Origin of the sequence: Methanolobus sp. ZRKC3 (assembly GCF_045291275.1) — an archaeon.
Taxonomy (GTDB): domain Archaea; phylum Halobacteriota; class Methanosarcinia; order Methanosarcinales; family Methanosarcinaceae; genus Methanolobus.
The window spans coordinates 823,093-837,337 of sequence record NZ_CP146982.1 but is presented as its reverse complement, the minus strand read 5'-3'; the positions used below and the strand labels follow the sequence as shown (position 1 = coordinate 837,337).

Annotated in this window: 17 protein-coding genes and 1 pseudogene; 9 read left to right on the top strand and 9 right to left on the bottom strand. The window is 36.8% G+C overall.

Annotation, left to right across the window (positions count from 1 at the left end; all coding sequences use genetic code 11):
• Window positions 1–185 precede the first annotated feature (185 nt).
• From V7O66_RS04205 to ablB, 3 genes are all read left to right on the top strand, one after another.
• Entirely contained in the window at window positions 186–497 is a 312-nt protein-coding gene (locus V7O66_RS04205) for a metal-sulfur cluster assembly factor (RefSeq protein WP_406661726.1), read from the top strand.
• A 389-nt stretch (window positions 498–886) separates the two neighbouring features.
• Window positions 887–2,194, top strand: a complete 1,308-nt coding sequence (gene ablA, locus V7O66_RS04200) for a lysine 2,3-aminomutase (protein WP_406661725.1) — start codon at window positions 887–889, stop codon at window positions 2,192–2,194.
• A complete protein-coding gene (ablB, locus tag V7O66_RS04195; RefSeq protein ID WP_406661724.1) occupies window positions 2,191–3,021 on the top strand; it encodes a putative beta-lysine N-acetyltransferase in 831 nt (276 codons plus the stop codon). The genes ablA and ablB overlap by 4 nt, the downstream gene beginning before the upstream one ends.
• 142 nt (window positions 3,022–3,163) lie before the next feature.
• Here ablB and V7O66_RS04190 read toward each other — a convergent pair whose 3' ends face one another.
• Entirely contained in the window at window positions 3,164–3,769 is a 606-nt protein-coding gene (locus tag V7O66_RS04190) for a hypothetical protein (RefSeq protein ID WP_406661723.1), read from the bottom strand.
• A gap of 356 nt (window positions 3,770–4,125) precedes the next feature.
• A complete protein-coding gene (locus V7O66_RS04185) occupies window positions 4,126–4,449 on the bottom strand; it encodes a Rieske (2Fe-2S) protein (RefSeq protein WP_406661722.1) in 324 nt (107 codons plus the stop codon).
• A gap of 187 nt (window positions 4,450–4,636) precedes the next feature.
• Here V7O66_RS04185 and V7O66_RS04180 point away from each other — a divergent pair, with 187 nt between their 5' ends.
• Window positions 4,637–5,353 (top strand): hypothetical protein, encoded by a 717-nt coding sequence (locus V7O66_RS04180; RefSeq protein WP_406661721.1) that lies wholly within the window; start codon window positions 4,637–4,639, stop codon window positions 5,351–5,353.
• Between the two features lie 274 nt (window positions 5,354–5,627).
• Complete coding sequence (locus V7O66_RS04175; RefSeq protein WP_406661720.1) at window positions 5,628–5,831, top strand: TRAM domain-containing protein; 204 nt, start codon at window positions 5,628–5,630, stop codon at window positions 5,829–5,831.
• Window positions 5,832–6,184: 353 nt separating this feature from the next.
• Here V7O66_RS04175 and V7O66_RS04170 read toward each other — a convergent pair whose 3' ends face one another.
• Entirely contained in the window at window positions 6,185–6,832 is a 648-nt protein-coding gene (locus tag V7O66_RS04170; protein WP_406661719.1) for a YggS family pyridoxal phosphate-dependent enzyme, read from the bottom strand.
• A gap of 139 nt (window positions 6,833–6,971) precedes the next feature.
• Between V7O66_RS04170 and V7O66_RS04165 the strand changes: the two genes are divergently transcribed.
• On the top strand, window positions 6,972–7,541 hold the full coding sequence (locus tag V7O66_RS04165; RefSeq protein ID WP_406661718.1) for a class I SAM-dependent methyltransferase: 570 nt from the start codon (window positions 6,972–6,974) through the stop codon (window positions 7,539–7,541).
• Window positions 7,542–7,889: 348 nt separating this feature from the next.
• On the opposite strand, the gene V7O66_RS04160 is transcribed toward V7O66_RS04165, so the two are convergent.
• A complete protein-coding gene (locus tag V7O66_RS04160; RefSeq protein ID WP_406661717.1) occupies window positions 7,890–8,753 on the bottom strand; it encodes a hypothetical protein in 864 nt (287 codons plus the stop codon).
• Between the two features lie 255 nt (window positions 8,754–9,008).
• Between V7O66_RS04160 and V7O66_RS04155 the strand changes: the two are divergent.
• A pseudogene (locus tag V7O66_RS04155) lies at window positions 9,009–9,167 on the top strand (methyltransferase family protein); the annotation flags it as partial.
• Between the two features lie 97 nt (window positions 9,168–9,264).
• Here the strand turns inward: V7O66_RS04155 and V7O66_RS04150 are convergent.
• Window positions 9,265–9,891, bottom strand: a complete 627-nt coding sequence (locus V7O66_RS04150; protein ID WP_406661716.1) for a cysteine hydrolase — start codon at window positions 9,889–9,891, stop codon at window positions 9,265–9,267.
• A 271-nt stretch (window positions 9,892–10,162) separates the two neighbouring features.
• On the opposite strand from V7O66_RS04150, the gene V7O66_RS04145 reads away from it, so the two are divergent.
• Together V7O66_RS04145 and V7O66_RS04140 are read left to right on the top strand one after the other, a co-directional pair.
• A complete protein-coding gene (locus V7O66_RS04145) occupies window positions 10,163–10,663 on the top strand; it encodes a DMT family transporter (protein ID WP_406661715.1) in 501 nt (166 codons plus the stop codon).
• A 276-nt stretch (window positions 10,664–10,939) separates the two neighbouring features.
• Window positions 10,940–11,422 (top strand): hydrolase, encoded by a 483-nt coding sequence (locus V7O66_RS04140; RefSeq protein ID WP_406661714.1) that lies wholly within the window; start codon window positions 10,940–10,942, stop codon window positions 11,420–11,422.
• A gap of 30 nt (window positions 11,423–11,452) precedes the next feature.
• On the opposite strand, the gene V7O66_RS04135 is transcribed toward V7O66_RS04140, so the two are convergent.
• The 4 genes from V7O66_RS04135 to V7O66_RS04120 all read right to left on the bottom strand — a co-directional run bounded on the left by V7O66_RS04135 (window position 11,453) and on the right by V7O66_RS04120 (window position 14,074).
• Entirely contained in the window at window positions 11,453–11,857 is a 405-nt protein-coding gene (locus V7O66_RS04135) for a VOC family protein (protein WP_406661713.1), read from the bottom strand.
• Between the two features lie 101 nt (window positions 11,858–11,958).
• Window positions 11,959–12,690: a hypothetical protein gene (locus tag V7O66_RS04130; protein ID WP_406661712.1), complete on the bottom strand. Its 732-nt coding sequence runs from the start codon at window positions 12,688–12,690 to the stop codon at window positions 11,959–11,961.
• 151 nt (window positions 12,691–12,841) lie between these two features.
• Window positions 12,842–13,273, bottom strand: a complete 432-nt coding sequence (locus V7O66_RS04125; protein ID WP_406661711.1) for a VOC family protein — start codon at window positions 13,271–13,273, stop codon at window positions 12,842–12,844.
• 192 nt (window positions 13,274–13,465) lie between these two features.
• The gene (locus V7O66_RS04120; RefSeq protein WP_406661710.1) at window positions 13,466–14,074 is read right to left on the bottom strand and encodes a hypothetical protein; all 609 of its coding nucleotides are present in this window, start codon (window positions 14,072–14,074) and stop codon (window positions 13,466–13,468) included.
• Window positions 14,075–14,245: the final 171 nt, after the last annotated feature.

The window sequence follows — 14,245 nt, the reverse complement described above, 5'->3', positions numbered from 1 at the left end:
TGCTAAATTGTAGTATTAAACTTTCTGTATGGCTATTTAGCTTATTAAAATCCAAGGTTCACCTTATTTTAGATTTCTGGAAATCTGCCTTATAATTATGAGAGGCTCACAAATATCTTTATAGCATGCTGGTCAAATTTTAATCAGGGATTGGTCATTAAAGGATAAAATAGGGAGTGGTAACTATGGTCACAGAGAAAGAAGTAATGGATGTCCTGCGGGAGTGTTATGACCCCGAGATACCCATTAATATTGTAGATATGGGTTTTGTTAGGGAGATAAACATAGAGGACGAGAAGGTGCACATCAAACTCACTCTGACATCACCGGGCTGTCCCATGCACGGAGTCATAGGTGATGATGTCAGGCAGAAGGTGCTGACCCTTAAGGGTGTTAAGGATGTTGAAGTGGAGTTCGTATTCGATTCCCCATGGACTACAGATGATCTTTCAGAGGAAACAAAAAAGAAAATGGGTTTTGATGAGAGCAGGGGATGATCTCTACACTTCACACTTATAACCTTGAAAAGAATACCCTATCATGCGTAATCAGAGCTTTCCAGCTCCATTGATTGCCTTGTTTTCGATAAGCTATATCCGCTTCAATGTCCTCACGTAGGGTAAAACAGATGGTTGATCAAGCATAATGTTTAGGTTTTTAATATCTTTTTTTCTATTTTGTAGGGGGAAAGTATATTTAATATCAATTTGATTTTATAGCGTGCATAAATAAATTGCGCAGACGTATTTTTATTTTATAGGCTACAGTCAATGAAAAGTGACTGAAAGTATCATCTTATTCAAGATTCATGTACTGTTTTGTGCTAATTTTGGATGTTAAAGTATAGATGCTATTTTAAAGCCGAAATTTTACCCGTGGTTTTTCAATGGAAAAATACAGTAAGCAACAAAAAGATATAGCTATAAAAATTGATTCTGATGACTTTCTGGATAAGTGGAAGGATTGGAATTGGCAATTAAAACATTCAATTAGGGATATAGAAACTTTCGAGCAACTGCTTGGAATAAATTTTGAGCCACCAGAGAAAGAGAAGCTCAAAGAAACGCTGGATAAATTCCCATTGTCCATCACACCTTACTATCTATCATTGATAGATTCTGATGATTTCAGAAATGATCCTATTTTCCTACAAGCATTCCCTTCACCGGAAGAATTAACTGTATCAGTGGACGAACTTGAAGATCCTCTTTCAGAAGATACAGATAGCCCTGTTGAAGGCATAACTCACAGATATCCTGATAGAGTTCTTTTCCACATAAGTAATGTTTGTTCCATGTATTGTCGCCATTGCACACGTAAAAGAAAAGTTGGGGACATTGATTACATACCTGAAAAAGAGAAAATACTTGAGGGTATCGAGTACATTAGGAACACTCCACAAATAAGGGATGTATTACTTTCAGGTGGAGATCCTTTGATGTTGTCTGATGATTTTCTGGACTGGATCCTTACTGAAATAAATAGTATTCCTCACGTAGAAGTGATTCGTATTGGCAGCAGGATGCCAGTTGTACTTCCATACCGGATTACAGATGAACTTGTGGATGTTTTGAAAAAGCATCATCCTATCTGGCTAAATACACATTTCAATCATCCCAGAGAAATGACATTTTCATCCAGACAAGCGCTTAAAAAGCTTGCAGATGCTGGCATTCCTCTTGGAAATCAAACCGTACTGCTTGCAGGCGTAAATGATTGCCAGAGAATTATAAAAAAGCTGGTTCATAAACTGGTTCAAAATCGTGTTCGTCCATATTATCTGTACCAATGTGATCTTTCAGAAGGACTGTCCCATTTCAGGACACCTATAGGCAAAGGAATAGAGATAATGGAAAATTTAATTGGACATACAAGTGGGTTTTCAGTCCCTACTTATGTTATTGATGCCCCTCATGGAGGAGGTAAAATACCGGTTATGCCCAATTATATTATCTCCTGGTCTACAAACCGCGTAATCCTTCGTAATTATGAAGGAGTTATTACCACCTACAAAGAGCCGGAATCATACAAACAGATATATTGTGATCGAAATTGTGAAAAGTGTGATCTACAGCTTAAACTTGACGACGCTACAGAGTATAAGGGGATTGGTATTTCCAAACTGCTTGCGGATTATGATGACACCACAAGTCTTGTTCCTGAAGATAATGAGAGGATGGAGAGAAGGACTTGAATGATACCATTGAGAAAATAGGTAATTCCATTATCCAGCATGGAAAATCTAATGATCGGGTATACCTTATGAAAATTGATCAGGAGGACATGTCTTCGATTCTGGATAAACTGGATGCTCTTGCAGAAAAGGAAGAGTATTCAAAGATATTCACAAAGGTTCCGGAATCTTTCAAAGAACGTCTCTGTGATAGAAATTATCTATGTGAAGCCTGGATTCCCCATTATTATAACGGGGAAGAAACTGCAATGTTCATGAGCAAATTCCTTGATGACAAGAGAGGTACTAATGGGTTGCATGAAATGCACGAAAAGATCATAGCAAAAGCCATATCAAAAGAAAATGATTCGCTTGCCGTTATATCATCTGAGTATTCAATTAGAGAGTGCAATAAGGAAAACATTGAACAGATGGTCGCTGTGTATCAAAAAACGTTTGAAACATATCCTTTTCCAATACATGACCCCAGGTATCTCGCAAAAACAATGGATGACAATATAGTTTATTTCGCTGTGTTCAAAGAGGATAAAATGGTTGCACTTTCTTCTGCTGAAATAGACTTTGATTCCTTAACTGTGGAAATGACCGATTTTGCAACGTTGTCTGAATTTCGTGGAAATGGTTTATCATCTCATTTACTCAAAAAAATGGAAATAGAGATGAAGACAAAAGGAATCAAAACTGCATATACCATCGCAAGAGCTAGCTCTTGTGGAATGAATATTGTGTTTGCAAAGTGTGGATATGAATATTGTGGACGACTTATTAATAATACCAATATATCCGGCAATATTGAAAGTATGAATGTTTGGTATCGTTGTCTTTAAGATAGTTTTCAATAATCTCTACATATAAAGACAAGGATTCTTGAAAATAAAAATATTAACTTGAATACGGTTGTTGTGAGAAGATCAAATTATCTTCCCACAAAACCAAAGTGTATCAGTCATATCATCTGGTGAATAGTGATCAAGATACAATTGGTGTGCTTTCCGTATCAAATGGGTTTGTCCTGATTGCAAGAGAGAACAGGTATGGATAATTTTTCTTGGTATATTTCATATAAGCCAACCATTCTCTTGTAAGCAATGAATATACACGTTTAACATCCCCTGTCAGGTGATGTGTATCTGTTTTAGGAAGACATGAGAATTCATCCCTGCAACCAAGTTCTTCTGCCAGATGAAAAACAGCTCTCAAGAGTTCGGTAAATTCTTCATGTTCAAGCATTGTGGGATTTTCAAGCATTCGAACAAGGAACTTCCTTTTGCTCAGTAGAAATGTGCATAACTGTTCGAAATCAATTTTATCTGTATCCACATTATAATCCATCTTATTCATCGTTCTGATAAGACTATCAAAATCCTTATCAGACCAGTCAGATTCAATTATGAATTTCTGTCTATGGTCATCTAACTCAGGGTCAGAATCCGATATAAATTCCAAAAGGTTTGTACCAACTTCACTGAAAAAGACACCTATTACCATATTGAGTTTTTCAAACTTGTGTTTCTTATCCATTTCATTCAGGAAATGATGGATGATCATTGATATCAGAAGAACTTCTATCGGCACAAAAGCAATATCTCCCAACAGATAAATGAAAATATGATGATAATCATGAAAAATCAGGTAATGTGAATAATAAAGAATCCCCGATAAAATTATCAAAACCGCACCAAATAATATATTCTTATGTTTTTTTTCCATGGTGAACCTCGATTAAATGCAAGTATTTTATGCACTAGTTTAAAAATTAGTATATCCATCTTCTATTTGATAATCAACATCTTAAAAAATCATCCTTATATTTATTACAATACATGAAACAGAATGCAAATAACGATAAACTGTCTATTCCAAATGGTTTAGAATATCAACACCTTTGGACTTGATTTTTGATCAATCCTGAAAAAAGTAAAAATCAAATTTTATAGCAAAATGGATATTTTCCCATCTGAAACCCGGGTTTCAAATGTCTGGACTTTAGGATTATCCATGTCAATGTATTCTCCAGTATCTACATTCTCCCCGTTCCTGATATCAAAACCCCAGTTATGACATGCACATTTGAGTACATAGTCGTCAAGAGTGCCATTTTTCAACGGACATCCTTCGTGTGGACATTCGTTTAAAAGTGCATAGACATCATTGTCTTTTCTGATCAGAGCTATCTGCTTATCTTCGGTTTTAAAAACTTTGATTTTATCTTCTTTCAGTTTATCGTCTTCAATTGCAAATACCCACTCGGACATATTTAACCCCCATTAATATAATTTTCTTGAAAATCATTTCCGGCTTTACTTAAGTACATGATCTCGAAATATAAGAAATTGATTGATGATTCAGACGCTATGTTTCTGTTTATATCGTTGAATTACTTTAAACCACTTTATCTTAACGAAAAGACTTTTGATCTGCTAATCTCACAGTATGCTGTTTTTGTTTTACAGGGATGCAAGGATAGCAGCCATCGATGATGAATGCAAGGAAAAGACTTTAAATGGCCCCGTTCAAATCATTAGAGGTCCAATGCAGCTAAAAAAAGAAAGACATATTCCATCAAAAAGAGATGATTGCGATACTGGAAAATGTACTCACTCCAATGATAAAAGGAACATCAGGATTATCGGGTTAATTGTCCTATTCATATTTTCATGGTCAATTCTCCTTTTTTATCATCCACCGGGAGAAATTGTCGATATGCTGGGAGTACGCAACGTTTACATTTTTATCTTCCTACTGGCTTTGATAGGTGGCGTTTCCACGTTTACCTCAACCACATTCTACACGACCCTGATTGCAATATCTCTGGGGGGAGTAAGTTCTATATGGGTCGCACTATTCGCAAGTGTAGGTCTTACTTTTGGAGATATGCTATTCTATTATCTGGGCATGAAATGTAAGCAATGCATTAAGGGCAAGTATTCAGTTTATGTTTCCTACCTGACAAAAAAGATGGAACAATTCGATGACAGAATAACCATGCTGCTCATATTCTTTTACTCATTGACCCCTCTTCCAAGTGATATAATAGCAATAGCACTTGCAATAGTTGGTTTCCCGTTCAAAAAGATGATCGTTCCGTTGCTTGTGGGCAATTTTACACTTATCCTTATACTCGTGGAGATCTCTAAATTTGGATATAGCTTGATCTGAGCGGCTTGAAGTACTAAATAAAAAAATGTTAAAGTGGTATTCATTTGCTCAGAATGTTCATTTTAGGAAGATATGGAAAAGATGAAATTAGAGATTATTAATATGAAAAGATATATACTATCATTATCTAACTAAGAGTGCTTTTAGAGGCTAAAACTACTTTGATAATTATAGGTCTAGATGGTATTACTTTAATCGTATTTACTATTTTTTCGTACCTTTAACCAAATAGTTGTATTTCTTTTTAAGCTAATAATTAAAGGATGTGAAATATTTGTTCAACAACAATGAATCAACTGCTCCAGTAGAAGCTGGTGAAACCTATGACGTAACAATCGAAGACCTTGCAAGAGAAGGCGACGGAATCGCAAGAGTAAGCGGATTTGTCATCTTTGTCCCAGACACCTCAGTCGGCGATGAAGTTACAATCAAGGTAACAAAAGTAATGAGCAAGTTCGCATTTGGCGAGCTGGTTTAATTCTTTTAATAAATAATTAATAAAATCTGTAATTGGAAGACCAAAATTTGGTTTTCCATCTTTTATTTTCTGTCTTTTTTCGATCAGGTATATTTTCTATCGTAACTTAATGTCTCATGCTGTTCCTGATATTCCTAATATTTTCATAATGAATCTCCATAAAATTGATTCTTAAAAGAAATTGAACAATAATATATGCTTTATTGCTCTTTATATAAACGTGAGCGGCACTGAAATGCACTTAGTACAGAGGAGTAACTTTAGTAATCCTTATGGTTCTACCAGAAACCTTCATGAAAATCCAAACAAGTGATGCAGAAAAAAGGTAATGGAGTTAATTAATTGTATTTTCACTATTTCCGATTGCCGAATATCGCAGAACCAACACGTACCATGGTAGCCCCTTCCTCGATGGCAATTTTGTAGTCATTGGACATTCCCATTGATAGTTCCTGGATATCGATGTTATCCTGATCTATCTTCTGCATCTCATCAAAAAGTGTTTTCATCTCCTTAAAGTATGAGCGAGTTTGCTCGGAAGACACAAAAGGAGGTATGCACATGAGTCCTTTCACATGAACATTTTTAAGTGAATGGATCTCTGTTATCAACTGTCCGATCTCATTCGATCCAAAGCCAAATTTCTGTGGTTCGTTGCCTATGTTAACCTGAAGGAAAACATTCTGTACTTTGTCAATGGCTTCGGCTTTTTTGTCAATATCCTGTATCAACTTCAGGGAGTCGACTGACTGGATAACATCGAAGAGCTGAACGGCTTTTTTAACCTTGTTCGATTGTAAATGCCCTATGAGATGTCTTTCACAGGGCAGGATATCATCACATTTATCCTCAAATTCCTGAACTCTGTTCTCCCCTATAATGGTTGCTCCGGCTCTGATGGATTCATTAATTCTCTCAGAGTCAATGGTCTTGGTGACACAGACCAGTTTTGCGCTTTCGAGTTCTTTGAGGATAATCTGTATATTTTCATCGATTGTCATTTATTTCCCTGAGTTATTTTATTCAAAATACGATGTATTTAAATGATTTCAATTGCGAGTTATATGAGTTAAATGCAATGAATTCGATATAAAAAGTTCGTTTGATCCAGCATTCCTTTAATATATACAGGGGATAAAAATGAAAATAAGAGAGAGTGGGATGCCTGATGAAGGTGTATGGAAGGGTTTTTTTGAACCGGATAAGATTCTTGAAATATTAGGTTTGAATAACAAAATTGCAGACGCAGCAGACTTTGGTTGTGGCTATGGAACTTTTACAATTCCAGCTGCAAAGGCAATAAATGGAAAGATCTACGCCATTGACATAGAGCCTGAAATGCTAGAGGTCACAGAACAAAAGGCAAAAATAGAGAATTTAAGTAATGTTGAAACAGTACTTCGTGATTTCATATCGGAAGGTAGCGGTCTTGAGGATGAGAGCGTAGATTATGTCCTTGTTTCTAATATTTTACATGGGGTTGAACCAGAAAAATTACTTAAAGAAGCTTACAGAATTCTAAGACCAAATGGAAAAATAGGAATTATTCATTGGAACTACGATCCGACAACTCCAAGAGGACCACCCATGGAAATTCGAATTAAGCCTGAACAATGCATAAAATGGGCTATTTCTTCAGGATTTAGTTCTCCAATAATGTATGATTTTAAACCATATCATTATGGAATTGTCCTCAATAAGGTTAGATAAAAAATATTGTAAAGTTTGCCGAATTTCAACTATGATGGACTTATTGAGATTAGTAGAAGAATCCGACAAATTTTTAACCTTTGGCTAATGGATAAATCGGTACCTGATGAAATATATATCACTCCAAAATGTCACCCACAGCTGTCTGTGTATCTGCATAAGCTTTCCATCAGGTCATGTACAAGCTTGTCGCTATCCTCATCTGAAGGTTTGAGGTCTTCCTGTAAGAATATTGTACAACAGACTCCTAAGTCCTTTGAAAAAATTAAGACATTATCAGAAATCTAATTTTTAATCCAAAATTAAGTGACACATGACTATTCCTCGTTATCAGGAAAAATAAAATGCTTAGACTTTGATCAGCCCAAGCAAACCCAAAGTATAAAACAATATTAACAAAAATGCAGCAGTTACCTCTCTTTTTGTCCATTTTTTCTGCCCGTTTACAAGTCCTTTCAATGCGGATATGTAACTTATCAGTTGATCATTTTCATGATATTTTTCTTTCCTTGCTTCTTTTACCTCGGCAATCGACAGGCATATCCAGAGAAGGAATATGTATCCTGCCATCAGGGAAAGTAACGAAAAATCCGGATGTGACCATGTTCCAAGTGTTTCTCCTGCAATTTCATCAAGGACTGTAAAGAATCCTGTAAAGTATGCAAGTCTTAACAGGCTGAAATTCGTAAATAGCATAAATGCGAGTATAAATTTAATAGATGTGTTTAGAGGGTCCTTTGTCAGATCAAAGTAGCTGTAGTCTGCCAGTATGAGCAGAACAAAACTTAAGATAACAAAATGGTTTGTAAAATGGAACCATTTTGATCCTGAATATTTTCTTTCGAATATATTCCAGAGATTGTAGGATGACCAGAATATTGTTCCATACCCGGGCAATATCCAAATCGGAACATTTCCTATTGCACCACCGAGGTATGTGAAATATCCGTATTGTACACCCAATAATTCATGTATGTACCCAAAAAGGGATGCTATCACAAGAAATGTTTTCCCTTCAATTTTGCTGTTCTTCCAAAAAATTATCCATAGTGCAGAGAGTATGATTGCAGGAGTAAACTCATCTTTTGTCTGGATATAATATGCAAGAATACCAAGTATTGTAAAAAGCATGAACAGACAAAAGTACAATGGAGTATTGACAAGTATTCTGCTTTTGTTTTCAATGTATTCAAAAATGACCAATCCATTCATAAACAGGACTCCTTACGATTGCTAGTCTAACCAATTACAGGTCTAGAAAAATTTAGACTATCATAACGGAATATAAATATTGATCTGAATAATTATGGCATTGAAAGTTTCCCAAATTCAAAATGTTTTTTGGAAATTACTTAAAGAATAATTAGTTTCCCACAATATAAACGTATTGAAACAATCATGGTCTCATATGTATCCATACATAAAATCATTCAAAGAACAGATAAAAAACTATTTTGACACATAAGGACCGTCAATCTGCTCATCATATACATTCTGACCACCCTATACCTGTATATTGGGTCCCTGCATGTGGAAACAAGGCTGGTGGCACAGTTTGGTGATGAATACAAGGAATACCAGAAACGTGTTCACAGGATAATTCCTCATTTAAGTAGAGATTATTGAGGCTTTGTAGAAACCAATTTTCTTTTTTAAATATTATGTGAAAATTAAAGAATAGTATTCTACAGATTCCTGATTTTCACATCTATATAACATGTGGTCACATTATTTCAAGTTCATCAGAAGTGCAAACCTGACCCAGCATAGGGAAAATAACATCGATGGCAAAGTTCTGAGCTTCTTCACTGATCGAAGCAACACAGTCACTTAGAACAACACAATTATATCCTCTGTCAAAGGCTCCTCTCACTGTGCTTTCAACACAGAGGTTCGTCACAGCACCTGCAAACAGCAGTGTATCACATTGCAAAGCTCTGACTATCTGGTCAAGATCGGTGTTGTGAAAACCACTCATTGTATGGTATTTAGTTACTATCAGATCTTCCGGCTGAGGTGTGAACTCATCTATGATGCTCCCTTGAAAATCTCCTTCTTCAGGAGTTATTTTACTGAAATCCATTTCCCTGAGTGGTTTCCAAAAATCGATGTCGGGTAAGTTCTGAGTTATTGCCGGTAAGATCTGAGGTCTCAGGTCCATTTGAACGAAAATTATGGGTATGTTTGATGCTCTCGCTTTTTCTATGGCTTTGACCGTTCTCTGAACCATATTTTTTTCCTGAGCATATTTCCAGGCACCCCAACCTGCACCAAACCCATTTTCATGAAGAACAAAATTCTGTGCATCCACTATGATAAATGCAGTACTATTTCCCTTGATATCCACCATTGTTGCTCCCTCTCAAAATAATATTGTATTAGTGTACAAATATTATGCACATAGTAAAATTGGTTTTTAAAGACGATATAAGTTTGGAATCTCAATTACTAAAAGTAATTACTAATTTGAAATACAGGAGATTTTTTAATGCAGAAATCAGGGGATTATCAAAGCTTGAATCAATATAGCCATTAGCCTGCTAAATGTAAGGTCCCATTGATTTACTGGGTTCTATGTGAATGCAAATATCGAAAGCAATATATAGACACAAGCTTCTCAAGTGCAGCTCTGGTATTTTGCCGGAGTGGGTATATTGATACTGAACGGGAAGTTTAACCTCGACCTGAATCCCTTCGGAGATTTCCTGATGTTTGAATCTGTCTTCTCATGGATATTCTACACTCTTATCATCGAGCGTATGGGTTCAAGGAATCTGTTAATTGTTTCACGTGATTTTACTTTAGCAGGTACTGTATTTCTCCTGCCATTTGCACTTTATGAGGTACAGGACCTGAATATAAGTTTGTTCTCTCAAAATGACCTGCTAGCAGTCGGAGCTGCTCTCATTTATCTGGGAGTATTCTGTTCAGCACTGGGATTTTTGTACTGGAACAAGGCGATTCACCTTGCAGGGTCATCTACCACGACCAATGCTCTCTACTTGATCCCACTTATTACAATTATAGGGGACAGCCTAATAATCGGGAATGTACCGAACATCTATGTAATGATAGGGGCAGTCCTTGTACTTGCAGGAGTCTATCTTTCTGAATGTAACTAAGGTTCTCGTAGGAAAGAAAATACTGATTCTATTACTCAAAAACAGGTTAAGTTCAGGAGTTGGTTTTTGCCCTTGATCTTATGGGTGAACGATATTCTGGCTCTGTAGAAAAACTATTATCAACGAACTGTTGAACGCAGATAAAAAACCCAAAGTACTGTATACAGTTATTTTATTGTTCATAAAACAGAATTCAAGAACTGAGAAATCGAAAAGATAGAGAGTCCATAAACTTTCTTATATTCATACATCATACTAACGAATGGAGATGTGGATATGGATGAAGAATGTTGTCCGAAATTTGACCCTAAACCGTGGGATGGAAAAGTCATTGAGTGGGAAAATAAGAAGTTCATAAAGGATAAGGTCCGCACACTTTTCTATATGCCGATCAATTTTGGGAAAGTGATAACAAGGCTGAACAAAAAAGTACAGGAAGCAGGGGCAAATACACCTGACTGGCTTTGTCTTTCAGATCATACTTCAAAATGGAACATGGATATCTATCTTGCCGTTGACAAAGAGATTCCCGGTGCTAAGAATGTATTACTAAGCGGAAAACTCCTGAGCAAAGTGTATGAAGGTCCTTATAAGGATACGAAAAAATGGTGCGACGATTTCAATGAATATGCAGAAGGACAGGGTTTTGAAATAAAGAGAATGTTCATGTGGTATACAACATGTCCCAAATGTTCGAAGAAATATGGGAAAAATTATGTTGTTATCGTGGCAGAAGGTCAAAGTTCAGATGAGAGCTAAAAAGTAAAATGAACTCAATATGAGTTCTGGTCAATCTTTATTATTAACACTTTCATCCATGTGGAATATTGCCCAAATGTGCCCATCGAGATCTTCAAAGCTGCGTCCGTACATCCACCCATAGTCCTGTGTCTCTCCTTCTAAACCACCAGCCTCTTTGGCTTTATCTATCAGTTCATCAACTTCTTCCCTGCTTTCAGCAGACAGGGATACCGCCATTTCTGTGCACTTTTTTGAATCGCAGATTTGTTTTGTGGTAAACATATGGAAAAAACTTTCAGTTAATAACATCACAAAACTATCTTTGTCCATGATCATACAGGTGCCTTTCTCGTCAGATAACTGTGGGTCGAATTCAAAACTAAGCTTAGTAAAGAATTCAATTGATTTATTGAGGTCTTTAACAGGTAAGTTCACAAAAATTTGATTATTCATAATATTCAGACGCTCCCCCCTAATTGACTACAAATTATTCTAAATACAATTGAAATCACAAAAAGGTAAAAGAGGGTCTACAAGACCCACTATGACTTATTTTACTCAGTAATGATCTCTATAAGCTCTATTCGTTCATCCCCGCCTTTAACCACTACTTCCAGAATTGGACCAATACCCTCACAGTAGTAATCATTTTCTTCAACGCTAGGTTCAAGGGGAGACCATTCCTTTGTCATCAAACAGTTGTCATAAGAACCATATTCAACTGAAACAGATTCTGTCAAGCTGACAATTTCAGCCATATCTTCAGCTTCACCTTTGTAGTACTCCTGACGGTAGATTTCACCTATTTGGAAATCGCCCTTCATTATAATTCCGGGCTTGGCACCGTCAACTCCGGCTTCCCATGATCCTGCAGTACTTACTACTTCCCCATCTTCGATTTCTTTAGAATCCTCTCCGAAGTACCAGACATTTCCGTCCTTGTCCTGTGCATACCAGTCCAGTGTATCTTCAACAAGCTTGCCGTCTTCATACTGCTTGACGCTAATAACCATGTTTTTGACACCCAATATCTCTTTGGTCTGGTCAGTCACAGTAGATTCAACCCTCAAAGATTCCCCATCAGCTTCTCCTTCATAGATGAAGGTTGTACCAGGTTCAAGAGGGAAGTAAGGATTGTCAACCACTTCTACAAAGTTGGCTGGATCGATCATCGGATCGTATTCTTCTTCCTCAATACCTACATCAGGAGTCGTATCCTCGACACATCCTCCAACTAAAATGATAGCGAATCCTATAAGAATTGCTAATATTATATTGCGTTTCATTTCTTAACTCCCCATAAAAGAACAGGATTAACCCCAATCCATGTTTATGCGCACACAATTACAATATAAATCGTCTAACAAATGTGCAATTGTGTATAATTGATGTATAGTTTCCTTATTCTTAATAGTATACGAATGATTTAATACAGAATTATTCGCGAGGCTTAGCTTCACCCACCTCTATCAGATAGCCATCCGGGTCTACCATATAGCAACGGGTTTCAGATATGTGTTCTTTTGGCTCAGTTATGAACTCAGCGCCACGTGCTTTTCGTGATTTATAAAAGTCATGGATATCAGCCACCCGAATATTCAGGAACGCGCTAAGAACATCATGGTTTTGCTTCACAGCAACGGTAGTATTAGGCTTGTCGTCTGTAGGTTTGCCGCCACCAAAATTGAGTATCATCCAACTATTTGCCACTTTCATAATGCACGGGGTACCGTCAGCACTTGGCTCCATAACCACCTTACCGTCAAGCATTTTCTTATACCATTCACACGAAGTTTTCACATCACTCACTATCACTGTATGAGTTAGTACAAACCCCTCACTAGGTGTCGGAAAATCATTATCTGCCATGTCTACATCCCCAATATTTACTAATATTTCAGTATTTGAGGACGATAAGAGTAGTAATTTGCGAAACTATTTTACTGACTTATTCTTCGTGCATCTTAGCTACTTTCAGTAGATGGGTCGAACCCTTTAACGATTAGCCACATCGCAAAAACCATTTTCTGCACGGCTATTGGAATATTATGGGGAGTAATCTCAGGTTTCTTCGGGAAATACATCTTCGAGGTAGCTTGCGAGGACCTGTTGAACGTTGCTCTCCCTGGCTGGCATCTTGCCACATTCCATGGATTCCATGGTGTATTTTGGGAATACATAGATCCAGCCACCTGTATCGTCAATGATGACACGGAGCTTGCTTCCTCCCACTGTGAGAGCGAATTTTAGCTGGGACGGATTGCTCATATCTTCAGGAACCATCAGGACGATGGAACCTTTGAAGAAATGGTAGATGAGAGATTCTTTTATCGCAGAGTCATATCCAATTGTGAATTTTGCATTGGAGGCCGTACTTTCCTTGATGTAATTGAGGGATTCATTGTAAAGATCAGAGCTTCTGGTAAAAGGTGAGGTGAAATGTAAAGTTCCGGAATCTTTGCTGTATGAGAGGGAATCTGTATTTTCAGTGACAACGTCCTGAATGTCAGAATCGGTGATGCCAAAATCATTTGTATCTTCCAGAATATTAACCACTGGGATAGAGAAGGTCAGAGTTTCTTCGCTGACCCTTGAAGATGGATGGTCCTCAGTATACTGTGTGATCATTGCTTCGATCAGTGCGTATTTTATGGGCATCGGTAATTTCATTGTGAGGCTCCTTGGAGTGAAAAATGTGTTTGACAGCTACAACCGGAATATATTTACTGATTTTCTATTATTTAAAGTTAAGTATAGTTTATTTTACTAATTTAAGGTATGTGAATAAATGAAAGGAGATGGGATTTTCAAAGGGTACTTTTCATTCCATGAAGGAGACTG